This is a genomic window from Streptomyces sp. NK08204, assembly GCF_020400585.1.
In the GTDB taxonomy this organism is placed as follows: Bacteria; Actinomycetota; Actinomycetes; order Streptomycetales; family Streptomycetaceae; genus Streptomyces.
The window spans coordinates 212887-237094 of record NZ_JAINVF010000009.1 but is presented as its reverse complement, the minus strand read 5'-3'; the positions used below and the strand labels follow the sequence as shown (position 1 = coordinate 237094).

The 24208-nt window shown below is 71.6% G+C and carries 22 protein-coding genes; 16 read left to right on the top strand and 6 right to left on the bottom strand.

Annotated features, from left to right (window positions below):
* Positions 1–60 precede the first annotated feature (60 nt).
* The 3 genes from K7G59_RS17125 (at position 61) to nudC (ending at position 6212) form a co-directional block, all read left to right on the top strand.
* Positions 61–3660: an ATP-dependent DNA helicase gene (locus tag K7G59_RS17125; protein ID WP_225835049.1), complete on the top strand. Its 3600-nt coding sequence runs from the start codon at positions 61–63 to the stop codon at positions 3658–3660.
* A gap of 47 nt (positions 3661–3707) precedes the next feature.
* The gene (locus K7G59_RS17120) at positions 3708–5111 is read left to right on the top strand and encodes a dipeptidase (protein WP_225835048.1); all 1404 of its coding nucleotides are present in this window, start codon (positions 3708–3710) and stop codon (positions 5109–5111) included.
* Between the two features lie 156 nt (positions 5112–5267).
* Entirely contained in the window at positions 5268–6212 is a 945-nt protein-coding gene (nudC, locus tag K7G59_RS17115) for an NAD(+) diphosphatase (RefSeq protein WP_225835046.1), read from the top strand.
* 146 nt (positions 6213–6358) lie between these two features.
* Here the strand turns inward: nudC and K7G59_RS17110 are convergent, their stop codons facing one another.
* Positions 6359–6601 (bottom strand): mycoredoxin, encoded by a 243-nt coding sequence (locus K7G59_RS17110; protein WP_225835045.1) that lies wholly within the window; start codon positions 6599–6601, stop codon positions 6359–6361.
* A gap of 251 nt (positions 6602–6852) precedes the next feature.
* On the opposite strand from K7G59_RS17110, the gene K7G59_RS17105 reads away from it, so the two are divergent.
* The 5 genes from K7G59_RS17105 to K7G59_RS35060 all read left to right on the top strand — a co-directional run bounded on the left by K7G59_RS17105 (position 6853) and on the right by K7G59_RS35060 (position 10830).
* Positions 6853–9132, top strand: coding sequence for an ATP-dependent DNA helicase UvrD2 (locus K7G59_RS17105; RefSeq protein ID WP_225835043.1), 2280 nt, complete (start codon positions 6853–6855; stop codon positions 9130–9132).
* A 164-nt stretch (positions 9133–9296) separates the two neighbouring features.
* Complete coding sequence (locus tag K7G59_RS17100; RefSeq protein ID WP_225835041.1) at positions 9297–9620, top strand: hypothetical protein; 324 nt, start codon at positions 9297–9299, stop codon at positions 9618–9620.
* Positions 9621–9792: 172 nt separating this feature from the next.
* Complete coding sequence (locus tag K7G59_RS17095; RefSeq protein ID WP_023546912.1) at positions 9793–10161, top strand: WhiB family transcriptional regulator; 369 nt, start codon at positions 9793–9795, stop codon at positions 10159–10161.
* Complete coding sequence (locus tag K7G59_RS17090; protein ID WP_225835039.1) at positions 10158–10481, top strand: hypothetical protein; 324 nt, start codon at positions 10158–10160, stop codon at positions 10479–10481. Before K7G59_RS17095 ends, K7G59_RS17090 begins: the two co-directional genes overlap by 4 nt.
* 136 nt (positions 10482–10617) lie before the next feature.
* The gene (locus K7G59_RS35060) at positions 10618–10830 is read left to right on the top strand and encodes a hypothetical protein (protein ID WP_225835037.1); all 213 of its coding nucleotides are present in this window, start codon (positions 10618–10620) and stop codon (positions 10828–10830) included.
* Between the two features lie 133 nt (positions 10831–10963).
* Here K7G59_RS35060 and K7G59_RS17080 read toward each other — a convergent pair whose 3' ends face one another.
* Both K7G59_RS17080 and K7G59_RS17075 read right to left on the bottom strand, forming a co-directional pair.
* A complete protein-coding gene (locus K7G59_RS17080; RefSeq protein WP_225835035.1) occupies positions 10964–12361 on the bottom strand; it encodes an AarF/ABC1/UbiB kinase family protein in 1398 nt (465 codons plus the stop codon).
* Positions 12354–13568 carry a TOMM precursor leader peptide-binding protein gene (locus K7G59_RS17075; RefSeq protein WP_225835033.1) on the bottom strand — a complete coding sequence of 405 codons (1215 nt, stop codon included), beginning with the start codon at positions 13566–13568 and terminating at the stop codon, positions 12354–12356. Before K7G59_RS17075 ends, K7G59_RS17080 begins: the two co-directional genes overlap by 8 nt.
* 284 nt (positions 13569–13852) lie before the next feature.
* On the opposite strand from K7G59_RS17075, the gene K7G59_RS17070 reads away from it, so the two are divergent.
* The 4 genes from K7G59_RS17070 to K7G59_RS17055 all read left to right on the top strand — a co-directional run bounded on the left by K7G59_RS17070 (position 13853) and on the right by K7G59_RS17055 (position 17940).
* Positions 13853–14476, top strand: coding sequence for a M48 family metallopeptidase (locus K7G59_RS17070; protein WP_225835031.1), 624 nt, complete (start codon positions 13853–13855; stop codon positions 14474–14476).
* Between the two features lie 174 nt (positions 14477–14650).
* Positions 14651–16474, top strand: coding sequence for a TerD family protein (locus K7G59_RS17065; RefSeq protein ID WP_225835029.1), 1824 nt, complete (start codon positions 14651–14653; stop codon positions 16472–16474).
* Positions 16475–16485: 11 nt separating this feature from the next.
* Positions 16486–17166: an AIM24 family protein gene (locus K7G59_RS17060; RefSeq protein ID WP_225835027.1), complete on the top strand. Its 681-nt coding sequence runs from the start codon at positions 16486–16488 to the stop codon at positions 17164–17166.
* A gap of 18 nt (positions 17167–17184) precedes the next feature.
* Positions 17185–17940 carry an AIM24 family protein gene (locus K7G59_RS17055; RefSeq protein ID WP_225835025.1) on the top strand — a complete coding sequence of 252 codons (756 nt, stop codon included), beginning with the start codon at positions 17185–17187 and terminating at the stop codon, positions 17938–17940.
* A gap of 108 nt (positions 17941–18048) precedes the next feature.
* On the opposite strand, the gene K7G59_RS17050 is transcribed toward K7G59_RS17055, so the two are convergent.
* Together K7G59_RS17050 and K7G59_RS17045 are read right to left on the bottom strand one after the other, a co-directional pair.
* Positions 18049–18570, bottom strand: coding sequence for an NUDIX hydrolase (locus K7G59_RS17050; RefSeq protein WP_225835023.1), 522 nt, complete (start codon positions 18568–18570; stop codon positions 18049–18051).
* Complete coding sequence (locus K7G59_RS17045; protein WP_225835021.1) at positions 18567–20021, bottom strand: zinc-dependent metalloprotease; 1455 nt, start codon at positions 20019–20021, stop codon at positions 18567–18569. Before K7G59_RS17045 ends, K7G59_RS17050 begins: the two co-directional genes overlap by 4 nt.
* A 190-nt stretch (positions 20022–20211) precedes the next feature.
* Here K7G59_RS17045 and K7G59_RS17040 point away from each other — a divergent pair, with 190 nt between their 5' ends.
* The 4 genes from K7G59_RS17040 (at position 20212) to K7G59_RS17025 (ending at position 23458) form a co-directional block, all read left to right on the top strand.
* A complete protein-coding gene (locus K7G59_RS17040; RefSeq protein WP_225835019.1) occupies positions 20212–21324 on the top strand; it encodes an SDR family oxidoreductase in 1113 nt (370 codons plus the stop codon).
* A 133-nt stretch (positions 21325–21457) separates the two neighbouring features.
* Positions 21458–21919 carry a molybdenum cofactor biosynthesis protein MoaE gene (locus tag K7G59_RS17035; protein WP_225835017.1) on the top strand — a complete coding sequence of 154 codons (462 nt, stop codon included), beginning with the start codon at positions 21458–21460 and terminating at the stop codon, positions 21917–21919.
* Positions 21920–22137: 218 nt separating this feature from the next.
* A complete protein-coding gene (locus K7G59_RS17030) occupies positions 22138–22311 on the top strand; it encodes a hypothetical protein (protein WP_225835015.1) in 174 nt (57 codons plus the stop codon).
* Positions 22312–22360: 49 nt separating this feature from the next.
* A complete protein-coding gene (locus tag K7G59_RS17025; RefSeq protein ID WP_225835013.1) occupies positions 22361–23458 on the top strand; it encodes a PDZ domain-containing protein in 1098 nt (365 codons plus the stop codon).
* A gap of 74 nt (positions 23459–23532) precedes the next feature.
* Here the strand turns inward: K7G59_RS17025 and K7G59_RS17020 are convergent, their stop codons facing one another.
* On the bottom strand, positions 23533–24075 hold the full coding sequence (locus tag K7G59_RS17020; RefSeq protein WP_225835011.1) for a PPA1309 family protein: 543 nt from the start codon (positions 24073–24075) through the stop codon (positions 23533–23535).
* Between the last annotated feature and the right edge of the window lie 133 nt (positions 24076–24208).

Here is a 24208-nt window from a genome sequence, read left to right as displayed (position 1 = left end):
TCCTCTCCGAGGGGCCGATCCGTCCTCGATTGTCAGTGCCCGCCGCTAGCCTGTGACCTCATGCCCGCCCGCATCACCGACCCCGAGCAGCTCAAGGAGCTCCTCGGCATCCCCTTCACCCCGGAGCAGACGGCCTGCATCACCGCGCCGCCCGCCCCGCAGGTGATCGTGGCCGGCGCCGGGTCGGGCAAGACGACGGTGATGGCAGCCCGCGTGGTCTGGCTGGTCGGCACCGGGCAGGTGGCCCCTGAACAGGTCCTCGGCCTGACCTTCACCAACAAGGCCGCCGGCGAACTCGCCGAGCGGGTCCGCACGGCCCTGATCAAGGCAGGCGTCACCGACCCCGACGTCAGCGACCCGGACAACCCGCCGGGCGAGCCGGTCATCTCGACCTACCACTCCTTCGCCGGCCGGCTGCTCACCGACCACGGCCTGCGCATCGGCCTGGAACCGGCCTCCCGCCTGCTGGCCGACGCCACCCGCTACCAGCTCGCCGCGCGCGTGCTGCGCGAGGCGCCCGGCCCCTATCCGGCGCTGACCCGCTCCTTCACCGACCTCGTCAGCGACCTGCTCGCCCTCGACTCCGAACTCGCCGAGCACCTCGTGGACCCCGAGGAACTGCGCGCCTGGGACACGGACCTGCTGCACACCCTGGAGGGCGCCAAGCTCACCAACGCGGACCTGCGCAAGGTCCCCGAGACGGCCGCCGCCCGCCGCGAACTCACCGAACTCGTCCGGCGCTACCGGGCCGCCAAGCGCGAGCGCGACCTGCTCGACTTCGGTGACCAGATCGCCCTGTCCGCCCGCCTCGCACGCATCCCCGAGGTCGGCCGCCTGCTGCGCGAAGAGTTCCGCGTGGTCCTCTTGGACGAGTACCAGGACACCTCGGTGGCCCAGCGCATCCTGCTGGCGGGTCTGTTCGGAGGCGGCACCGGCCACCCGGTCACCGCCGTCGGCGACCCCTGCCAGGCCATCTACGGCTGGCGCGGTGCCTCCGTGGCCAACCTGGACGACTTCCCCGAGCACTTCGCCCACGCCGACGGCCGCCCCGCCACCCGGCAGGCGCTCAGCGAGAACCGCCGCAGCGGCGGCCGCCTCCTCGACCTGGCCAACGGCCTGGCCGAGCCCCTGCGCGCCATGCACGCGGGTGTGGAGGCCCTCCGCCCGGCCCCCGGCGCCGAACGCGACGGCACGGTCCGCTGCGCCCTGCTGCGCACCCACGCCGAGGAGATCGCCTGGATCGCCGACTCCGTCGCCCACCTCGTGCGCACCGGAAAGGCCCCCGGCGAGATCGCCGTACTGTGCCGCACCGCGACGGACTTCGCCGAGATCCAGGGCGCCCTCGTCGCCCGGGACGTCCCCGTCGAGGTCGTCGGCCTCTCCGGGCTGCTGCACCTGCCCGAGGTCGCCGACCTGGTCGCCGTCTGCGAGGTCCTCCAGGACCCCGGCGCCAACGCCTCCCTGGTCCGTCTGCTCACCGGCCCGCGCTGGCGCATCGGACCACGCGACCTCGCCCTTCTGGGCCGCCGCGCCCGCCTGCTGGTCGCCCACGCGCGCGTGGACGGCGCCGACGACCCCGACCGCAGGCTCGCCGAGGCCGTCGAAGGGACCGACCCGTCAGAGGTGATATCGCTCGCGGACGCTCTGGACACTTTCCTGGAGTCCCCCCTGGGAGACGGCGACGGGGACGACGACGGGCTGCCGTTCTCCCCAGACGCGCGCGTGCGCTTCGCCCGCCTGGCGGCCGAACTGCGCGACCTGCGCCGTTCCCTGTCCGACCCGCTGATGGACGTCCTGCACCGCGTCCTCGCCGTCACCGGCCTGGAGGTGGAGCTGTCGGCGTCCCCCCACGCCCTGGCCGCTCGCCGCCGCGAGACCCTGTCGAACTTCCTCGACGTCGCCGCCTCCTTCGCCGCGAGCGACGCGGACGCCACTCTGCTCGCCTTCCTCGGTTTCCTGCGCACCGCCGCCCAGTACGAAAAAGGCCTCGACAACGCCCTGCCCGGCGGAGAGAACACCGTCAAGGTGCTCACCGCCCACAAGTCCAAAGGCCTGGAGTGGGACGTCGTCGCCGTCCCCGGACTCGTGAACGGCACCTTCCCCAGCGCCCAGGGCCGCGAGAAGTGGACCGCGCAGGCCAAGGTGCTCCCGCACGCCCTGCGCGGCGACACCGACACCCTGCCCGACATGGAGACCTGGGACTCGCGCGGTATGAAGGCCTTCCACGAGGCCATGAAGGAGCACCAGCACACCGAGGAACTCCGCCTCGGCTACGTCGCTTTCACCCGCCCCCGCTCCCTCCTGCTCGGCTCCGGCCACTGGTGGGGGCCCAGCCAGAAGAAGCCACGAGGCCCCTCCGACTTCCTCCGCGCCCTGTACGAGCACTGCGCCGCCGGACACGGCGAGATCGAGGCATGGGCCGACGAGCCCGCCGAGGACGAGCAGAACCCGGCCCTGCAGACGGCCACCGCCGACCAGGTCTGGCCGCTGCCCCTGGACGACGCGGCCCTGGGCCGCCGCCGCGCAGCCGCCCGAACGGTCCTCGCCCACCTGGACGCCATCGCCGCCCAGGCCGACGTGCCGCCCGGCCATGACCCCGACACCTACGAGGACCCCGACTGGCCGCCGCCCCCGGACGACGATGAGCCCTACGGCGACGGGCTGCCGTACGACGAGGACGCCTCGTACGGCGAGGACGCCTCGTACGGCGAGGACGCCTCGTACGGCGAGGACGCCTCGTACGGCGAGGACGCCTCGTACGGCGAACAGCCGGCCTACGGCAGCGACGGTGCCGTGCCGCCCTGTGTCGACGGCATGCCGCACCCCGAGGAGCCCGGCGACCGGGAGTCCTGGAGCACCGGCCTTCCCACCCTTCCCCACCAGGCGACCGCCCCCACCGAGCCGGCGCACACGCCCGGCACGCGCAGCACTCCCGGCACCCTGGTCACACCGGAGGAGGCCCGGGTCATCGCCTCCTGGGACCGCGACCTCGACGCGCTCACCGGCGAGCTGCTGCGCGCCCGGCAGAGCGTCACCGACGTTCCCCTGCCGGCCACGCTGACCGCCTCACAGCTGCTGCGCCTCGCAGAGGACCCCGACGGGCTCGCACAGGAACTCGCACGCCCCATGCCGCGCCCTCCGCAACCCGCCGCGCGCCGGGGCACCAGGTTCCACGCCTGGGTCGAAGCCCGCTTCGAGGAACTCACGCTGCCCCTGCTGGAACCCGACGAGCAGCCCGGCACCGACGCCGAGATCACCGACGAACACGATCTGGAAGCCCTCAAGGAGGCCTTCGAACGCACCGAGTACGCCCAGCGCACGCCCCACCGGGTCGAGGCGCCCTTCCAGCTCACCCTCGCCGGCCGCGTCGTACGAGGCCGCATCGACGCCGTCTACAAGAACGGCGACGGCGACACGGCGACGTACGAGATCGTGGACTGGAAGACCGGCCGCGACCACACCGCCGACCCGCTCCAGCTCGCCGTCTACCGGCTGGCCTGGGCCGAACAACAGGGCATTCCGCCCGAATCGGTCTCCGCGGCCTTCCTCTATGTACGCAGCGGCGAGGTCGTACGCCCCGTGGACCTGCCGGACCGGGCCGCCCTCGAACGGCTCCTCACGGAAGACGCCGAAGTGGCACACCAGGCAACCGCAATGTGACGAACCGCCCGCCGAGGATGCCCGTGCGGGCCGATAGGCTCGGGAGCATGAGCCAGACCCCGGACAGCGCTGTCCGCACGTACATCGAGCAGCACCGCGCCGCCTTCCTCGACGACCTCGCCGCATGGCTGCGCATCCCGTCCGTGTCGGCCCAGCCCGACCACGCGCCCGACGTGCGGCGCAGCGCCGACTGGCTCGCCGCCAAGCTCAAGGAGACCGGCTTCGAGACCACCGAGGTCTGGGAGACCCCGGGCGCCCCGGCCGTCTTCGCCGAGTGGCCCTCCGGCGACCCCGAGGCACCCACCATCCTCGTCTACGGCCACCACGACGTGCAGCCCGCCGCCCGCGAGGACGGCTGGGACAGCGAGCCCTTCGAACCGGTCGTCCGCGGAAACCGCCTCTACGCGCGCGGGGCAGCCGACGACAAGGGCCAGGTGTTCTTCCACACACTCGGCGTCCGCGCCCACCTCGCCGCCACCGGCCGCACCGCCCCCGCCGTCAACCTGAAGCTGCTGATCGAGGGCGAGGAGGAATCCGGCTCCCCGCACTTCCGGACCCTCGTGGAGCAGCACGCCGCCCGGCTCACGGCCGACGCCGTGATCGTCTCCGACACCGGCATGTGGTCCGAGGACACCCCGACCGTCTGCACCGGCATGCGCGGTCTCGCCGAGTGCGAGATCCGGCTGTACGGCCCCGACCAGGACATCCACTCAGGCTCCTTCGGCGGAGCCGTCCCCAACCCGGCCACCGCCGCGGCCCGCCTGGTCGCCGCCCTGCACGACGAGCACGCGCGCGTGGCCGTCCCCGGCTTCTACGACGGCGTGATCGAGCTGAGTGACCGCGAGCGCGCCCTGTTCGCCGAACTGCCCTTCGACGAGGAGGAGTGGCTGCGCACCGCCAAGTCGTACGCCACCCACGGCGAGGCCGGACTCACCACCCTGGAGCGCATCTGGGCCCGCCCGACCGCCGAGGTCAACGGCATGGGCGGCGGCTACCAGGGCCCCGGCAGCAAGACGATCATCCCGTCCTCGGCCATGGTGAAGCTGTCGTTCCGGCTGGTCGCCGGCCAGGACCCCGACCACATCGAAAAGGCCGTCCGCGCCTGGGCCGCCGAACAGATCCCCGCCGGGATCCGGCACGAGATCACCTTCGGGTCCGCCACGCGGCCGTGCCTGACCCCGCTCGACCACCCCGCTCTGCAGTCCGTGGCCCGCGCCATGGGCCGAGCCTTCCAGAGCCCCGTCCGCTTCACCCGCGAGGGTGGATCCGGACCCGCCGCCGACCTCCAGGAGGTCCTCGGCGTCCCCGTCCTCTTCCTGGGCATCTCCGTGCCCTCCGACGGCTGGCACGCCCCGAACGAGAAGGTCGAGCTGGACCTCCTTGTGAAGGGCGTGGAGACCAGCGCCTACCTGTGGGGAGACCTGGCCGAGAACTGGCACCCCGCGCCCTAGACCGGCAGGCGCCGTACGGAACGGCGGCGCGTGCCGGGCACACTGGAGACACCGCCCCGCACGCTCCGCCCGCACCCGGCCCGGTGTCCGCCCGCCCACGTCCCGCCGAACCGCCCGCCGAAACGAACCTTTCCACCGGGGGAGTTGGAAGCACCCGTGACCACCTGGACCGACCACACCGCCGACCGACCCATCTCGCTGACCGCCCCGAGCGGCATCGACCGCGCCGCCCACCACCGGCTGGACGAGGCCTGGCTCGCGGCGGCGTGGAGCCACCCCACGACCCGCTGCTTCGTGGTCTCCGGCGGCCAGGTGCTGATCGACGAGACACCGGACGGCCGGACCGAACTCGTCATGACTCCCTCCTTCGAGGCCCCCCTCACCGAGGCCCACCGCTACTTCCTCGGCATCGACGAGGACGGCGTCAGCTACTTCGCCCTCCAGAAGGACTCGCTGCCCGGCCGCATCGACCAGTCCGCGCGCCCGGCCGGCCTGCGCGAGGCGGGCCTGCTGCTCTCCCCGCGCGACGCGGGCCTCATGGTGCACGCCGTCGGCCTGGAGAACTGGCAGCGCACCCACCGCTTCTGCTCCCGCTGCGGCGAGCGCACCGTCATCGCCGCCGCCGGCCACATCCGCCGCTGCCCCGCCTGCGGCGCCGAGCACTACCCGCGCACCGACCCCGCCGTGATCATGGCCGTCACCGACGAGGACGACCGCATCCTGCTCGGCCGACAGGTCCACTGGCCCGAGGGCCGCTTCTCCACCCTCGCCGGCTTCGTCGAGCCCGGCGAATCCATCGAGCAGTCGGTGCGCCGGGAGGTCTACGAGGAGGTAGGCGTCACCGTCGGCGCCGTCGAGTACGTGGCCAGCCAGCCCTGGCCCTTCCCGTCCAGCCTGATGCTGGGCTTCATGGCCCACGCCACCTCCATGGAGATCGACGTCGACGGCGACGAGATCCACGAGGCCCGCTGGTTCTCCCGCGAGGAACTCCACGCCGCCTTCGAGTCCGGCGAAGTGCTGCCGCCCTACGGCATCTCCATCGCCGCCCGGCTGATCGAGACGTGGTACGGCAAGCCCCTGCCCACCAGAAGCACCGTCTGAGCGAACCCGACAGCGCCGTCCGAGCACCCGACAGCGCCTGGTGGACCAGAGAAACACAGCAGGGTGGCCCCTGAACGTCAGGGGCCACCCTGCTGCACGTCACCGCTGGGCCTCACCGCGGAAGCCCGCGGAGCCTCACCAGGGCATCACGCGGTGAGCTTCTGCTTCACCTGCGCCAGCGACGGGTTCGTCAGCGTGGTGCCGTCCGCGAAGAGCACGGTCGGAACCGTCTGGTTGCCGCCGTTCGCCTTCTCCACGAAAGCGGCGGACTCCGGGTCCTGCTCGATGTTGATCTCGGTGAAAGCGATGCCCTCCCGGCTCAGCTGGCTCTTCAGCCGCTGGCAGTAGCCGCACCAAGTCGTGCTGTACATCGTCACAGTGCCCTGCATGTCTCTCGTGCTCCTCGGCAGCTCGGGGAAGGTCGTCCAGGAGTGGAACGCAAGCGATCGGCACACCATTCCCGGCCGGGGTATCAGCGAGTCCAAGCGCCTGGATCCGATGCATCCAGGCGTCCGGGCCCTCCCCGCCGTCCGGGCCCTCCCCGCCGTCCGGGCCCTCCCCGCCGTCCGGGCCGTCGACAGGGAGGCTGGAGCCGGCGCATCCGGATGACCGTGCGCCCGATGCACACGGCGACGCTGTGATGCCCGCCGCATTAGTACGACTGCGTAGCCCTGCCTGTGGACAACCGGCACAGCAGCCCCGAGCGACCTGGCAGCATGGCCGTGTGACACCAGCAACGCACTCCTCCCTCTTCCCGCAGGCACCGGAATCGGCCGACGCGGTGCTCGAAGGGCTCGACCCCGAGCAGCGCGAGGTCGCCACCGCCCTGCACGGCCCGGTGTGCGTTCTGGCCGGAGCGGGCACGGGCAAGACCCGCGCGATCACCCACCGCATCGCCTACGGCGTGCGCGCCGGCATCCTCCAGCCGTCCAGCGTCCTCGCCGTCACCTTCACCAACCGTGCCGCCGGAGAGATGCGCGGACGGCTCCGTCAGCTCGGCGCCCAAGGTGTCCAGGCCCGCACCTTCCACTCCGCGGCGCTGCGCCAGCTCCAGTACTTCTGGCCGAAAGCGATCGGTGGCAGCATGCCCCGGCTGGTGGACCGCAAGGTCCAGCTCGTCGCCGACGCCGCCGCAGCCTGCGGCATCCGTCTCGACCGGGGCGAGCTGCGAGACACCACCGCCGAGATCGAATGGTCCAAGGTCACCCAGACCGTCCCCGCCGAGTATCCGTACGCGGCTGCGAAGGCCGGCCGCGAGACGTCACGCGACCCCGCCGAGATCGCCCACCTCTACGCCGCCTACGAGGACCTCAAACGCGACCGCTCCGTCATCGACTTCGAGGACGTCCTCCTCCTGACCGTCGCCATCCTCCAGGACCGGAACGACATCGCCGAACAGGTCCGCTCCCAGTACCAGCACTTCGTCGTCGACGAATACCAGGACGTCAGCCCCCTCCAGCAGCGGCTGCTGGAACTGTGGCTCGGCGACCGGGACAGCCTGTGCGTCGTCGGTGACGCCAGCCAGACCATCTACTCCTTCACCGGAGCAACCCCGGACCACCTCCTCGACTTCCGAAGCCGCCACCCCGGCGCCACCGTCGTCAAACTCGTCCGCGACTACCGCTCCACCCCGCAAGTGGTCCGCCTTGCCAACGGCCTGCTCGCCCAGGCGAGTGGACGCGCCGCGGACCATCGGCTGGAACTCGTCTCCCAGCGCCCCGCCGGCCCCGAACCCGTCTACACCGAGTACACCGACGAACCAGCCGAGGCTGAGGGCACCGCCCGCCGCATCCGCGAACTGATCGACTCCGGCGTCCCCGCCGCCGAGATCGCCATCCTGTTCCGCACCAATTCCCAGTCCGAGACGTACGAGCAGGCCCTCGCCGACGCCGGAGTGCCCTACCAGTTGCGTGGCGCCGAGCGCTTCTTCGACCGGCCCGAAGTACGCAAGGCGGGCATCGCCCTGCGGGGCGCCGCCCGCTTCGGCGGCAACGACTCCCTGCTGGACGACGCCGTGGACCTCCCCTCACAGGTGCGCGCCGTACTGTCCTCGGAAGGCTGGACCACCGAGCCCCCGGCCGGCTCCGGCGCTGTCAGAGAACGCTGGGAATCCCTGGCCGCACTGGTCAACCTCGCCCAGGACTTCACCGCCGCCCGGCCCACAGCCGTCCTCGCCGACTTCGTGGCCGAACTGGACGAGCGGGCCAACGCCCAGCACGCCCCGACCGTCCAGGGCGTCACCCTGGCATCCCTGCACGCCGCCAAGGGCCTCGAATGGGACGTCGTCTTCCTGGTCGGCATCGCCGAGGGCATGATGCCGATCACCTACGCGAAGACCGACGAGCAGATCGAAGAGGAACGACGTCTGCTCTACGTCGGCGTCACCCGCGCCAGAGAACGGCTCAACGTCTCCTGGGCGCTCTCCCGCGCACCCGGCGGCCGACCCCACCGCAGGCCCAGCCACTTCCTCGACGGCCTGCGCCCCGGCACGACCGCCACTGTCGGCCGCTCCGGCGCCGGCGCCACCGGAGGCATCGAACGCGGCATCCTCGCCGACCCCTCCGCCAGACCCCGCCGCACCACACGCACTCCCGCCCGCTGCCGGGTCTGTGGCCGCACTCTCGCCGACGCCGGCGAGATGAAGCTGATGCGCTGCGCCGACTGCCCCACCGACATGGACGAAGGCCTCTACGAGCGGCTGCGGGAGTGGCGAGCGGTCCAAGCCGCGCGCAGCGGCCAGCCGGACTTCTGCGTGTTCACCGACCGGACCCTGATGGCCATCGCCGAGAACCGGCCCGAAAACAGTGCCGAACTGTCCCGTATCCCGGGCGTCCTCAACCGCAAGCTGCGCAGCTACGGAACCGACGTACTGGCCATCTGCGCAGGCCGGAAGGTCGGGGAAGACGACGAGGACGACTGATACGAACTCGTCGAAAAAATAGTTTGCGCATGCCCCAGCGATCCCCATAGGTTCTAGGCACGGAAGCAGCGGCCTTCTCCAAGGCCCTGATTCCGTGTTCTACTTGCATATCCGAGCGGACTGGTTCACCCCGGTCCCCAAGACGCCGAGAGGAGGCGAGTCCAGTGATCAGCATCAACATCAGCACCATCAGCACGGCCAAACTGACCGATCGCTCGACCGTCTCCGCGTGCATGCTCGGCGCCTTGAACCAGGGCACCGGTCTGTCCGGCATCCCTGCCGTGCGTCCGGCGTCCTCCCTGTCTCTCGCGGGTCTTCCCATCCGTGAGGGCAATGAGCGACCGACCAAGGCACTGGAAGCGGTGATGGCACAGGCACATGCCTATGCCTTTGCGGCAGCCGGTGCCGGATTCCGGAAGCAGACGACGCAGCACGACCACCTGATGTGGGCCTTCCGTGGGCCAGAACCCTGGAGTGATCCAGCCTGATTCGATCAGGCCGGCGCCTTCAGGGCCGCGGAACCCCACCCGGGATCCGCGGCCCTTCTGTTTTCCCCGAACGGGGCGACGGAGCGAGGGGGCCTCGGGACAAGAAAAGAACCCGGTACCCAAGCCGACACCCGGTCAACCGGCCGGACCGACCAGACGAGGAAGACCAATCGTGCAACTCGAAGCGCACGCCCCGTCCGTACCGCCTTCGCAAACGATTCCCCCGCCCGGCCTCACGGAGGACTCCACCTTGACCCCCCTCACCGCGCTCACCGCGCTCGACGACGCCATCGAGAACCTCGGCGTGCCCGTCCCCTGCCGCTCCTACGACCCGGAGGTCTTCTTCGCCGAGTCGCCGGCGGACGTCGAGTACGCCAAGTCCCTGTGCCGCACCTGCCCGCTGATCGAGGCCTGCCTCGCCGGCGCCAAGGAACGGCGCGAGCCCTGGGGCGTCTGGGGTGGCGAGCTGTTCGTGCAGGGTGTCGTCGTCGCCCGGAAGCGGCCCCGTGGCCGCCCGCGCAAGAACCCGGTCACGGCATGAACACCGCAGGAACGATCGACCGCCCCCTCACGCACGACCCCAAGAAGCAGGCCCCGATGAAGCCGTCCACCAGCGAGCCCACAGGCTCCGCGACTCCAGAGTTCAGCACCCATGGCGCGACCGTCTCGCGTCAGAACAGGACCCGAGAAATGCAACTCATCCCAGAAGCCTTGGCTCGTGCGCATATGCACGAGCGCCTGCATGACGCCGAGCGGGAACGCCGGGCTGTGCGCCTGGCGACCGCCCGGCGGATGCAGCGCCGGGCGGAGCGCGCTTCGCTGCGCGCCCGCCGTGCGCTCGCCATGGCGGTCATGCAGTAACCGAACACACCCGAAGCGGTGGCCTCCCTGCCCAGGGAGGCGAAACCTTCCCACCGGGGGCCAGTCCGACCGAACGGACCGGCCCCCGCGGTGCGTTGCACACGGGATCTGCCGGTCACCGAGTTATCGTCACCAGGTGACGAGTCTTCCCGGAAGCAGTGATCAGGGCGGCTCCAACAGGGAGCCCCGGCCCCTGCGATGCGCCCGCTGCGGCACCCCCGCCGACGGCCCCCCACCCCCCACGTGGACCTGCTCCGTGGAGAACGGCACCCGCCAGTACTTCTGCGACCGCTGCTCCCGGGAAAACCTGCGGGCGATCGAGGGGCGACTGGACTCGGCTTGGTGGTGAGGAGCGCTTACGGGGGGGCTTCCCCCTCCCCTCCCCACCCCACCCCACCCCACCCCTCGCGCCCGCCCTGCAGATGTGGCAGCCCGATGTGGCAGCCCGGAGTCGGATCCGGCGCCCTCCTCGTGCGTGGCTGTCAGGCCTCCGCCACTGCTTCCTCTTCGTCCAGATCGTCAAGGCCGCCCAGATCGTCCCCCAAGTCGTCGGGGATGAAGCCCGGCAGCCACTCCTCCAGTTCGTCCCGTAGCCGTACCGGGGCTCCCAGCTGGCACAGCACGCCGATCGTGCTCAGCGTCACCCGGTGTATCAGCAGGTAGGCCGGCGGCAGGTTGAGCTGCTTGCCCAGCTGATGGGCGGGGGAGCGCGGGTCGCCGATGCGGGCGGCCTGGCTGCGCATCCAGGAGCGGGTGAAGGTGAACTCCTCGACGCCTGCCGGTTCGATGATCGGCAGCAGGTAGTCGAGGACCGCGTCGGGGTCCAGTTCTATGGACTCCTTGACGAACCCCTCCTCGCACATGAGTGCGTAGACCGGCTCGGCCTCGCCGTCCAGGGCCATCCGCAGCGAGATGCCGATCGGTGTCGGCAGGCCGTCGGGCAGCCGGTCGACCGTGCCGAAGTCCAGGACGCCCAGCCGCCAGTCGTCCTCGCCGTCCGGGCCGCCGGGCAGCAGACGGAAGTTGCCCGGATGCGGGTCGGCGTGCAGGAGACCGGTGCGGGCCGGGCCCGAGAACAGGAAGCGTGCCAGGAGCTGGCCCGCTCGGCGTCGCTGGTCCGGGGTGCCGTCCGCGATCACCTCCGACAGCGGGATCCCGTCGATCCACTCGGTCACCAGGATCTGGTCGCACTGGTGGACCACTGCCGGGACCATCACGTCCGGGTCGTCCGCGAACTCCTCGGCGTGCACGGCCTGGGCCTGCGCCTCCAGCGCGTAGTCCAGTTCCTCGGAGATGCGGTCCTTCAACTCCGCGATCAGTGGCTTGATGTCCATGCCGGGGATGAGCGGCCCCAGCAGCCTGGCGAAGCGGCTCAGTTGGGTGAGGTCGGACAGCAGGGCGTCGCCCGCGCCCGGGTACTGCACCTTGACCGCCACCTCACGGCCGTCATGCCACACCGCCCGGTGAACCTGCCCGATCGAGGCCGCGGCGGCCGGCTTGTCCTCGAACTCCAGGAACAGCTCCCGCCAGTCCGCTCCCAGCCGCTCCGCCAGCACCGTGTGCACCGTGCGGGTCGGCATCGGGGGTGCCGCCTCCTGGAGCTTGGTCAGCGCCACGCGGTAAGGGCCCGCTATCTCCTCGGGGAGGGCGGACTCGAAGACGGACAGGGCCTGCCCGAACTTCATCGCACCGCCCTTCAGCTCTCCGAGCACCTTGAACAACTGTTCCGCCGTGCGCTGTTGCAGCTCGCGGCCGACGATCTCCGCGGACTCGCCGACGATCCGCTTGCCCAGCCCCCAGGTCGCCCGGCCTGCGAAGCCGAGCGGGAGTGCGGCGAGCTTGGCGGTCCGGGTGACCGCCTTCCGGGGAAGATCAGACATGCGCCCTCCAAGTCCCTGTCCGCCGCGCCGAGCCTGTCCCGCGTCGTCGCTCCGTCGACGGCTGTTGCACCGCCATTGTCTCGCGTGGCTCCCCCTCGGCTGAGGTGTATTTCTCATTACCTTTCTCCGCTGCGCCGCACGCGCACGCCGGATGCGGCCACACCGGTCGGGGCCGCCAGTCCAGAGCGGGCAGGGACACCTCCCAGCGGACCCCTGCGGCGGTCGGCGACTCCCCGTCGAGGAAGGTCAGGGCATGGGCCGCGGCCAGCCCGGCGACCGTCGTGGCCAGCGCCAGGTCGCAGGCTCCCACCTGGCGGGCCTTTCCGGAGCGCCACTGCGCGACGAGACGGGGCCAGGCCGGGTCCCGGTCGGTGCGGTTACGGTGCAGGCAGCCCGCGCAGCCCGACTGGCCGGGCAGGACGAGCGGTCCGACGACACCGGTCCCCTCCACGACTCCCGCGTACAGATGGGGTGTGCCCGAGGCCATGAGGGGCTCGGCGGCGAGCGGGTCGGGGGCGTGCACGGCCACGTCGTCCCGGGGACTGAGGATCACCAGGGAAAGACCGGGGTCCCGGGCGCCGGATCCGGGGGCGTGCGGGCGGCGGGGCGGGCGGTCCGGGGCGGCGTCGCGGGCGGAGGCCCGTGCCGCTTCGTCCCGGCGATCGCCGAGGGACTCGGCGGAGAGTCCGCCCGGCGCGACATCCCAGGGCTCCACGCGCCCCACGTCCCGCACGTCGACCTCACCGACCCCCGCGCCGGACAGCACCGACGCGAGCACGGCACCGACCCGGCCCGCGCCGCGCACCTGGACGCGCAGCGAGCGGCGGGCGGCGAGTCTGCCGATCGCGCCGCCCGGCTCGGGGCTCGTCAGGGACAGTGAGGCGAGGTCGGGGCGCAGCCGGCGCAGTACGTCCTCCTTCGCCCGCAGTGCCTCCGCGGCCGGTCCGCCGCCACGGGCGTCGTCGACGAGGCCGGCGTGGGCGAGCCGTCGTACCAGTGTGTCGACATGGCCGTCCGGCAGGTCCATGCGGCGGGCCTCCTCGCGCAGCAGCGGCAGCCCACGGGTGCCGTTGAGCAGTTCCAGGAAGCTGCCTGTCGCCGTGTCCATCGGCCCCAGCGTCAGTGCGTGCGCCGGAGTCATCCCGAACTGCACGGTGTTGAGATCACGCCAGCCGCGCCGCAGCGCGGGCTTCACCATCGGATGCATGACAGGCCCCCGTAGCCGTCGAAAGTCGGGAGGATCAGAGATTCAGGTGCGTGCAGAGGTGCTCTGAAGGCTTCCCCTCCGTCGGCGGGGCGGGTGGGCTCCGCCGATGTCTGTCAGCATGCCCGGGGCGGCGGACGGGGGTGGGGAGTTGTCCACAGGTCGTGGGCATTGGTCGTATGAATCGGACGGAGATGAGTCGTATAAATCAAACGCATGGTGGGGGATCGGTGGGGAACCGTCCCGGAGCCGGGACGTCGGCCCTGCCCAGCGGGTAACGTCGGGGCGTGCCCGCCGACCCACTGCACCGCGCCGGAAAACCACCGCGCAGCACGACGAGCCAGCCGCCGAGCGGCTCCAGGGCGAGCGCGATCGAGGTCCGCAGGAGTACTCGGCGCCGCCGCACGGTCTCGGCGTACCGTGAGGGCGATCGCACCATCGTGCTGATCCCCGCCCGGATGTCCAAGGCGGAGGAGCAGCGCTGGGTGACCGTCATGCTCGACAAACTGGCCGCGCAGGAGAGCAGGCGGGTGCTCGGTGACACCCAGCTGGCCGAGCGTGCCGAACGGCTCTCCGCGCAGTACTTCGACGGCAGGGCCCGCCCCGCTTCCGTTCGCTGGGTCACCAACCAGAACACCCGCTGGGGTTCGTGCACCCCGGCCGAGGGCAGCATCCGGCTCTCGCACCGGCTTCAGGGGATGCCGGACTACGTCGTCGACTATGTGCTCTGCCACGAGCTGGCTCATCTGCTGGTCCCCGGTCACGGGCCCGACTTCTGGCGCCTGCTGGAGGCCTATCCGCGCACCGAGCGGGCCCGCGGCTACCTCGAAGGCGTGGTCGCCGCCGAACGGCTGCCGCACGTGCCCGGCGCGCGGGGAGAGGGGACCGGCCCGCGGGAGAGGCGTCTGTGAGCGGCGTGTGGTGGTCGCTGTGCGAGAGGGCGTGCGAGCGGCCTGGGTGGCAGACCTGTGTGAGCGGCCGGGTGCGGTTGTGTACCGGGTCTGTACCGGCTGCGGTCGTCGTCGGCGTTTGCCGTTAGCCTTGCGCGACGCACTCACACTCGGGATGGGGGACGGTCGTAACGCATGGCCAGGGAATTCCAACGCGGCCACAAGGCCAGGATCAGTGACCTCACCGCGGGCACCGATCTGTACGTAGGCGTGCAGATCTCCGCCCCCGGACTGACCTTCGACATCAGTTGCTTCGGCCTGGACGCCGACGAACGCCTCTCGGACGACCGGTACTTCGTCTTCTTCAACCAGCCGAAGTCCCCCGAGGAGTCCATCCAACTGCTGGGCGCGCAGGCGGGCGACACGGAGTCGTTCCGGGTCACGCTGGACCGGATCCCGTCGCACATCCGCAAGCTGTCCTTCACGGCGACCATCGACGGCACCGGGCAAATGTCGCAGATCGATCCCGGATACGTGCGCATCGTGGCCGGCGGCGAGGAGGTCGCCCGGTACTCCTTCAACCGCTCGGAGTTCTCCACCGAGCGGGCCGTGATGCTCGGTGACCTCTACTTCAAGGACGGCTGGCGGTTCGCCGCGGTCGGGCAGGGCTTCGACGGGGGCCTGGAGGCGCTGCTGAAGAACTTCGGCGGCGAGGTGCTGGAGGAGGAGGCGCCCGCCGCTCCCCAGCAGCCACAGCAGCCGCACGCCGGCGCCGCGCCCGGTTTCGCCCCGCCCGCCCAGGCCGCCGCGCCCACGGCGCCCCCCGCCTTCGGCGTCCCGGCCGCGCCCGCACCAGCGCCTGCGCCCGCACCAGCGCCTGCGCCCGCACCAGCGCCTGCGCCCGCACCAGCGCCTGCGCCCGCCCCGGCCCCGGCACCCGCCCCGCAGGGCTTCGCGCCGCCGCCCGGACACACTCCGCCGCCCGGACAGACCCCGCCCCCGGCCCCGAACGTGCACGCGGCCCCCACCGTCATCGCCCCGATGGCCCCGCCCGCCGGCAGCAAGGCCCCGCCCCCGGCCCCGGCGCCCGCTCCTTACGGTCAGCCGCCGCAGCAGCCGTCGTACGGCGGGCAGCCCACCGCGCCCACCGCCCCCATGCCGCCGGGCTACGGCCAGCCGCAGCCGCCGTACGGTGGCCAGCAGCCCTCCTACGGTGGGCAGCCGGGCGCGCCCATGCCTCCCGGCTACGGCCAGCCGCCGGCGTACGGGCAGGCTTTCGGACAGCAGGTCCCGGGACAGCAGTTTCCCGGTCAGCAGGCCGCCGGCTACGGAGTGCCGCAGGGCGCCCCCCAGGGCGGTGCGGGAGTGGGCGCCGCGCTGCAGGCGTTCAAGGAGACGCCCACCGGGCAGCGCTGGACCCAGCAGAACAAGAAGCTCATCCGGGTCGACCTCGGCATCGGCGGGCAGCCCGTGCTGGCCCGGCAGGGCAGCATGGTGCTCTACCAGGGCAAGGTCGACTTCAGCTACAAGGGCGCCGGTTTCGCCGGACGCATCGTCGGCAACGCCACCGGCCAGGAGATGCAGCTGATGCGCTGCACCGGCCAGGGCCAGGTGTTCCTCGCCGAGAACTCCACCCAACTGCACCCCGTCGAGCTGCAGGGCGACGCGATCTGCGTGTCCGCCGAGAACGTCCTCGCCTTCGACGAGAGCCTCCAGTACGAGGTCCGCCGCATCGAGGGGCACGGCATCCCCGGCGGGGCGCTGTTCACCATGCAGTTCCAGGGAACCGGCACCATCGTCGTCAAGACGCACGGCACACCGGTGGTCCTGCCGGTCACACCGACCACCTTCGCCGACTGCAACGCCGTCGTCGCCTGGTCGGCCGCCGCCCAGGTGGTCGTCTCCAGCCAGGTCCGGATGCGCCGCAACGCCTACCCGGGCGACACCGGTGAGAGCGTCAACCTCCAGTTCCGGGGTGCGCCCGGCAACTTCATCGTCGTCCAGCCGTACGAGGTCTGAGGGAGCCCGTCATGAACCAGCCGCTCGCGGGCTTCGCCCCCGCACCCGTCACCGCCCGCATGGAGAACCACGGCAACCACATGCTGAAGGTCGCCATGCAGACCGGGAACGACCTCCTCGCGCGCGTGGGGTCGATGGTCGCCTACGAAGGATTCGTCACCTACGAGCCCAATCCGCCCGCCGTGCGGCAGATCGCGCGCGACTGGATCACAGGCGAGGGCGCGCCGCTGATGAAGTGCTCCGGCGACGGCCTGCTCTACCTCGCCGACTACGGCGCCAACGTCGTCGTGATCAACCTCAACGGCGACGGCATCTCCGTCAACGCCACCAACCTGCTCGCCTTCGACGCCCACCTCAGCTGGGGTGTCGAGCGGGTCAAGGGCCTCGCCAAGTTCGCGGGGCAGGGGCTGTGGAACACCAAGATCTCCGGGCAGGGCTGGGTCGCGCTGACCTCCCGGGGCAAGCCGATCGTCGTCGACTGCGGCGGCGGCGAGGACGAGACGTACGTCGACCCCGACGCGCTGGTCGCCTGGTCGCCGAACCTGAAGGTGAAGGGCAAGCGCAGCTTCAAGGCGCAGTCGCTGATCGGCCGGGGCAGCGGCGAGGCCTACCAGATGGCCTTCTCCGGCCAGGGCATCGTCGTCGTCCAGCCCAGCGAGGACAGCACCGACCGCCTCCGGATCCGGGGCTGAGGGGGAACCAGAGTCACCATGCAGAGCCCGCTTTTCGCCTACAACGACCAGCAGACCCAGGACCGTTGGAGCCTGCAGAACAAGCAGATGCTCCGCGTCACCCTGGAGGGCCACGACGACATCCTCGCCCGCAAGGGCACCATGGTCGCCTACCAGGGACTCGTCGAGTTCGACGCCGAGCACCGCAGCAACGGCCAGGCACGCGCGCGTGCGTACACCGGTGAGGGCCTGGACCTGATGCGCTGCCACGGGCAGGGCACGGTCTACCTGGCCAACCTCGCCCAGCACGTGCACGTCATGGACGTCGAGCAGGACGGGCTGACCGTCGACAGCAGCTACGTCCTCGCCATGGACTCCTCGCTGCACCACGAGGTCATCGCCGTCGACAGCCTGTACGGCATCTCCGGCTCCGGGAAGTACCAGCTCAACATCACCGGGCGCGGCAAGGTCGCCCTGATGACATCGGGCGCGCCGCTGCTGATGCAGGTCACGCCCGACAAGTACGTCAACTGCGACGCCGACGCGATCGTCGCCTGGTCCACCGGGCTGCGGGTGCAGATGCAGGCCCAGACCCACTCCTCCGGAGTGTGGCGGCGGCGCGGCAACACCGGTGAGGGCTGGGAGCTGAGCTTCATGGGCTCCGGGTTCGCCCTCGTGCAGCCCAGCGAGCTGCTGCCGCCGCAGAACGCGGTGATCGGACAGGGCCTCGCCGCCCAGTTCGGCATGGGGCAGCACGGGGCGCACGCCCAGAACCAGGGCAACGTCTGGAGCTGAGCGTCCGGTGAGCCGATACGTAAGGGGTGCCCGCCAGAACGGGCGCCCCTTACGCCGGCCACCGGCGGGTCGGCCTCATGCACGCCTTCGTTGGACCCGCGCACGCCGTCACAGGCGTGCGCGGGTCGCCTCCAGCAGCCGTACGACCGACTCGTCCGCCACCTCGGCGACCTCGTCGTAGCCGAACCAGCGCAGGTCGAGCGACTCGTCGCTGATCGCCTGCACCGCGCCGGGCGGGGCAAGGACGGCGTACTGCACGTCGTAGTGCCAGTGGCACGGCGCCGGGATCGGATGCCGGTCCAGGCGGACGGGGCCGCCGGGCAGCAGCGTCAGCCCGGTGATGCCCGACTCCTCGGTCGCCTCGCGCAGCGCCGCCGCCGCCAGGCCGGCGTCGCCCGGCTCGCAGTGGCCGCCCATCTGCAGCCACATCCGCAGCTTCTTGTGCAGGGTCAGCAGGACCCGGCCGTGCTCGGGGTCGATCACCAGGGCGCTCGCCGTGATGTGGCCCGCGTGACACGACTTCCAGGTGCCGTCCGGGTGGGCTTCCAGGTGCTCCAGATAGGCCTGGCGCAGCTCTTCCTGGCCCTCGTAGCCCTTGAGCACGAGGACCGCTTCGTCATGGAGGCTCACTCGGTGCCGTCACCCTCGCCGTCGTCGTCCTTCTTGTGCAGGTCGGGCCTGTGCGGGCCGGGCTTGTCCGAGGAGCCGCCCGCCGCTTCGCCGAGCATCTTGTCCAGCTCCGAGAAGTCCAGATGCTCGCGGTGGACGAAGCCGTCCGGGTCGTCCAGGTCGGTGGCCGTCGGCAGCATGTCCGGGTGGGCCCACAGGCCGTCCCGGCCGTCCACGCCGCGCGCGTCCGTGAGCGAGGCCCACAGCCGGGAGGCGTCCCGCAGCCGGCGCGGACGCAGCTCCAGGCCGATCAGCGTGGCGAACGTCTGCTCCGCCGGGCCGCCGGTGGCACGGCGGCGGCGCAGGGTCTCGCGCAGGGCGTCCGCGGACGACAGACGAGGCTTCGCCGCCGCGTGCACGACCGCGTCCACCCAGCCCTCCACCAGCGCCAGCGCGGTCTCCAGACGGGCCAGGGCAGCCTTCTGCTGCGGAGTGTCCTCCGGCTGGAACATGCCCTGCTGCAGCGCGTCCTGCAACTGCTCGGGGTTCTGCGGGTCGAACTGGCCGACCACGTCCTCCAGCTTGGCCGTGTCGACCTTGATGCCGCGCGCATAGCCGTCGACCGCGCCGAACAGGTGCGAGCGCAGCCACGGTACGTGCGAGAACAGGCGCTGGTGGGCGGCCTCGCGCAGCGCCAGGTAGAGCCGCACCTCCTCCAGCGGCACGCCGAGGTCCTTGCCGAACGCCGCCACGTTGGCCGGCAGCAGTGCTGCCCGGCCCGCCGGGCCCAGCGGCAGGCCGATGTCGGTCGAGCCGACGACCTCGCCCGCGAGCACGCCGACGGCCTGCCCGATCTGGGTGCCGAACATGGCGCCGCCCATCGAGCGCATCATGCCGATCAGCGGGCCCGCCATGGCCTGCATCTCCTCCGGCAGGACATCACCCATGGCCGCGCCGACCCGCTCGGCGACCGGGTCGACCAGCTCCTGCCAGGCCGGCAGCGTCGCCTCGACCCACTCCGCGCGGGACCACGCCACCGCCGAGGCGGAACCCGACGGCAGGGACGTCGCATCGTCCAGCCACAGGTCGGCCAGGCGGACGGCATCCTCGACCGCCTTGCGCTCGGCCGGGCCCACACTGGCGTCCTTCGTGCCGTCCGGGGTGCCCTGCGAGACCGTCTGGCGGGCGATCTGCTTGGCCATGTCCCAGTTCACCGGGCCGCCCTCGTAGGAGAGCATCTGGCCGAGCTGCTGGAACGCGGCGCCCAGGTCGGCGGGGTTCAGGGAACCGAACATGGCTGCGAGCGGATTGTCGGCGCCAGGGCCGCCAAAGCCTCCGGCTCCGGGCAGCCCGAAACCGAACGGGTTGGCCGGTCCCTGCCCACCACCGCTCTGCTGGTCCTTCTCCTTGCCCTCGTCGCCGTCTTCCGGCTCCTCCGGCGGAAGGCCGAATCCGAATGGGGTGTCACTCACGGGATTCCTCGGCTGGTAAGGCCACCGGTTCTTCCGGCGGCGCGGCTGCCCGACAACACCACCCAGCGTAGACACCCGGAGCCGATCGGGCCTCGGTGCTTCGCCCACGGAGGGCCTGCGGCAGGATGGATGCACCTGGTGCGCACGCGTCACTCGCGTACGTACTGAAGACAACCGCTGGAGACGCCTGGTGAGTTCCCCAGATCCGCAGGTTCGCGCAGCGCGAAACCATGAAAGCACTCCCGCCGTGCGCGGGCCCGTCGTCGCGGTCACCGGAGCCGCCACCGGAGTCGGTGCGCTGCTCACCGAGCGGCTGGCCGAGTCCGCGGAGATCAAGCAGGTCATCGCCATCGACGAGCGCCGCGGGGAATGCGCGCAGGCCCAGTGGCACATCCTCGACGTGCGGGACCCGGCGATCGCGGAGAAGCTGCGCGGCGCGGACGTGGTCGTGCATCTGGCGCTCGACCTGGACCTGGGCAGCGAGGCCACCGCCCGGACGGCGTACAACGTGCGCGGGACGCAGACCGTGCTGACCGCCGCCGCGGCGGCCGGCGTGCACCGCGTGGTGCTGTGCACCTCCGCGATGGTCTACGGGGCACTGCCGGACAACGAGCTGCCCCTGTCGGAGGACGCCGAACTGCGTGCCACGGCCGAGGCCACCGGTGTCGGCGACCTGCTGGAGATCGAGCGGCTCGCCCGACGCGCCCCCCGCGCGCACCCGGGGCTGAACGTCACCGTCGTACGCCCCGCCGTCCTGGTCGGGGGTACGGACACCGCGCTGACCCGGTACTTCGAGTCGCCGCGCCTCCTCGTCGTGGCCGGGTCGCGGCCCGCGTGGCAGTTCTGTCACGTCGAGGACCTGTGCGGGGCTCTGGAGTACGCCGTGCTGGAGAAGGTCGACGGGGAACTGGCCGTCGGCTGCGACGGGTGGCTGGAGCAGGAGGAGGTCGAGGAACTGAGCGGGATCCGGCGGATGGAACTGCCGTCGGCGGTCGCGCTCGGCGCGGCGGCCCGGCTGCACCGGATCGGGCTCACCCCGTCCCCGGCGGGGGACCTCGCGTACACGATGTACCCCTGGGTGGTCAGCGGGAGCCGGCTGCACGACGCCGGGTGGCGCCCGCGGTGGACCAACGAAGAGGTGCTCGCGGAGCTGCTGGAGGAGGTCGCCGGGCGGCACACGGTCGCCGGGCGGCGGCTGGGGCGCAAGGACGCGACGGCGGCGGGGGCCGCGGGGGCGACGGTGGCGCTGCTGGGCGCGGCCGCTGTCGTACGGCGGGCCCGGAAGGCTCGTCGGCGCATCTGAGGGGGGCCTTACGGCCCTCGGACCCCCGCCGGAGGCTCCAGGCCAGGCTGTAGAAGGCTCCAAGGCTGCCCGCGCGGGTGCCTGGTGAACGTCGCATTCCATGGCGTCGGCGGCGTGCGGCACCATGGAACCCATGGCAGCTACGAACGATCACCCCGGTGAGCAGGCGGCGCAGGATCCCATCAAACTGATCGGCATCCGGGAGACACCGCTCTCCGTGGACGAGGTGTTCGGCGCGGTCGGGGAGGACTCCGCCGGGGGCATCGCCCTGTTTGTGGGCACCGTGCGCAATCACGACGGGGGTGCCGACGTGGATGCGCTCGGGTACTCCTGCCACCCCAGCGCGGAGACCGAGATGCGGCGGATCGCCGAGAAGGTCGTCGCCGACTTCCCGGTGCGGGCGCTGGCCGCCGTCCACCGGGTGGGTGAGCTGCGGGTCGGGGATCTCGCCGTGGTCGTCGCCGTGGCCTGCCCGCACCGCGCGGAGGCCTTCGACGCCTGCCGGAAGCTCATCGACGACCTCAAGCACGAAGTGCCCATCTGGAAGCACCAGAAGTTCTCCGACGGGACGGAGGAGTGGGTCGGGGCCTGCTGAGGGTCTTGCCGTCGCGCCCACGCTCCCCCGGCTCCCCGGCTCCCCGGCATCCCCGGCACCCCGGCACCCCGGCACCCCCGTTCTCACCCGTCCTCACCCGTCCTCACCCGTTCGGTCGTGCACCCGGCCCCCTGACGTGAGTGTTGCCGGTGCGGATGGTTAATCTGTTGATCAGTCAGTCGCAGACGCTCAAGAGCTCAAGGGGTTGGGAGGCCGGCATGGCGGCGCTCGCCTGGTTGCTGATTCCGCTTGTGGCTGCGATCGCGGCGGGACTGTGGGGTACGTGGGCCAACCGGACCCGGAAGGTGCGCGGCGACGGGCCGGAGCTGGACGGGTATGCACGTTTTCGCGCGGCCATGGAGAAGTCCCACGAGGGTGCCCGCGGTGCCTGACCGGGTGCCCTGACGGTGCGCCGACAGAGGCGTCCCGTACTGTCGTGGCATGCCACGCCGCACTGCGACGATGCTCGCCTCGACCCTGATGCTGATCGCGCTCCTGTGCGCGGGAGTCCTCATCCCCGTGCCGTACGCGGAGATGTCCCCGGGCCCGACCGTGAACACGCTCGGGGAGCACGACGGCGAGCCGGTGCTGCAGATCGCCGGGCACAGGACCTACCCGACGGACGGTCACCTGAACATGACCACCGTCCGTGTCACCAGCGCCGACTTCCGGATGAACCTGGTGGAGGCCGTCTACGGCTGGCTGGCGCACGACAGCAAGATCGTGCCGCACGACACGCTCTACCCGGACGGCAAGACCGAGCAGCAGTCCACCCAGGAGAACGCCGAGGAGTTCAGCCAGTCCCAGGAGAGCGCCAAGGTCGCCGCCCTCAAGGAGCTGAGCATCCCGGTGAAGTCCTGGGTGATCGTCTCCACCGTCGTCAAGGGATCACCGGCCGAGGGCAGGCTCCACGCCGGTGACGTGATCAAGGCCGTGGACGGCACGGCGGTCCGGCAGCCCGCCGACGTCGCCGAGCTCGTGACGAAGCACAAGGCCGGACAGGACGTGGTGTTCACCGTCGTGCCCGCCAAGGAGCAGACCGCAGCGGAGAAGGAACAGCGGACGGCGACGAAGACGCGGGACGTGACCATCACGACCGTGGCCTCCCACGACAGCGGGGCCAAGCGCGCCATCGTCGGCATCTCCGCCGGGACCGACCACACCTTCCCGTTCACCATCGACATCAAGCTGGCCGACGTCGGCGGGCCCAGCGCCGGTCTGATGTTCGCGCTCGGCATCTACGACAAGCTCACTCCAGGCAGCCTCACCGGCGGCAGGTTCGTCGCCGGCACCGGGACCATCGACGACAACGGCACGGTCGGACCGATCGGCGGCATCGAGATGAAGACCGTCGGCGCGCGCAGCAGGGGCGCCCAGTACTTCCTGACGCCCGCCGAGAACTGCGCGTCCGCCGTCAAGGACACCCCGGCCGGGCTGACCCTGGTCAAGGTCAGAACCATCGATGACGCGCTCGACGCGCTGAAGGACATCCGCAGCGGCGACACCGCCGCCCTGCCGAAGTGCACCACCAAGGGCTGACACCGCGGCCCGGCACACACGGCTGGGGGCGCCCGTTCTCGCTCGGGGCGCCCCCATCGCCGTACCGGAAAAGGTCAGTCCGCGAACGTCGCCGCCAAGGCCTCCGCGAGGCCGGGCACCAGGTCGGGGCCGGTCAGCACCTCCGTCGGGGAGTCCTTCTCGCGCAGCCGCAGCGCCGACTCACGGCTGCCGTCGCGCAGCACCGCGACCGTCATCCGGACCTCCTGGCGCTCCGGGTGGGCCGCCACCCACTTGGCCAGCTTGGCCTCGCTCAGGCCGGAGGGGACCTGCGCCTCGGCGGACGGGGGCAGCATCAGGCGCTCCACCGTGAGAGCGCAACCGGCCACCGCGTCGGGCCAGGCGATGGTGCCGAGGAACTCGTCGAGCGGCGTGTCCGCGGCGATCTCGTCCTGCTCGATCGGGGTGAGACCGGCGGTCTCGGACTCGTCCTCCAGACCGAGCTGGGCCGCGAGCGCGGGTTCCTGGACGCGCAGCCGCGCGGTGTCTACGAGGGCGAAAAGGCGGGCGGGCTGGTCCCAGCCGAGGCCGGAGGCGTACTCGTCGATCTCGAGCACGGCCCGGGTGAGCGGGCTCGCCGCCATGGGAGTGTTGGACATGGTCACAATCCTGCCTCGTTCCCGGCCGGAAGCGGGAACCGCGTAGGCCGCGAGTAAGTTGCATAGATGTGGACCCGCGATCACGGGGGGGCCACGGCAGGCTCGCGAACACGAGGGCCTGACGGATCGACAG

Coding starts and splice junctions, on each gene's coding strand:
- K7G59_RS17125 (WP_225835049.1), top strand. CDS start 61: ATGCCCGCCCGCATCACCGACCCCGAGCAGCTCAAGGAGCTCCTCGGC.
- K7G59_RS17120 (WP_225835048.1), top strand. CDS start 3,708: ATGAGCCAGACCCCGGACAGCGCTGTCCGCACGTACATCGAGCAGCAC.
- K7G59_RS17110 (WP_225835045.1), bottom strand. CDS start 6,601: ATGCAGGGCACTGTGACGATGTACAGCACGACTTGGTGCGGCTACTGC.
- K7G59_RS17105 (WP_225835043.1), top strand. CDS start 6,853: ATGCCCGCCGCATTAGTACGACTGCGTAGCCCTGCCTGTGGACAACCG.
- K7G59_RS17090 (WP_225835039.1), top strand. CDS start 10,158: ATGAACACCGCAGGAACGATCGACCGCCCCCTCACGCACGACCCCAAG.
- K7G59_RS17080 (WP_225835035.1), bottom strand. CDS start 12,361: ATGTCTGATCTTCCCCGGAAGGCGGTCACCCGGACCGCCAAGCTCGCC.
- K7G59_RS17075 (WP_225835033.1), bottom strand. CDS start 13,568: ATGCATCCGATGGTGAAGCCCGCGCTGCGGCGCGGCTGGCGTGATCTC.
- K7G59_RS17065 (WP_225835029.1), top strand. CDS start 14,651: ATGGCCAGGGAATTCCAACGCGGCCACAAGGCCAGGATCAGTGACCTC.
- K7G59_RS17060 (WP_225835027.1), top strand. CDS start 16,486: ATGAACCAGCCGCTCGCGGGCTTCGCCCCCGCACCCGTCACCGCCCGC.
- K7G59_RS17055 (WP_225835025.1), top strand. CDS start 17,185: ATGCAGAGCCCGCTTTTCGCCTACAACGACCAGCAGACCCAGGACCGT.
- K7G59_RS17035 (WP_225835017.1), top strand. CDS start 21,458: ATGGCAGCTACGAACGATCACCCCGGTGAGCAGGCGGCGCAGGATCCC.
- K7G59_RS17030 (WP_225835015.1), top strand. CDS start 22,138: ATGGCGGCGCTCGCCTGGTTGCTGATTCCGCTTGTGGCTGCGATCGCG.
- K7G59_RS17025 (WP_225835013.1), top strand. CDS start 22,361: ATGCCACGCCGCACTGCGACGATGCTCGCCTCGACCCTGATGCTGATC.
- K7G59_RS17020 (WP_225835011.1), bottom strand. CDS start 24,075: ATGTCCAACACTCCCATGGCGGCGAGCCCGCTCACCCGGGCCGTGCTC.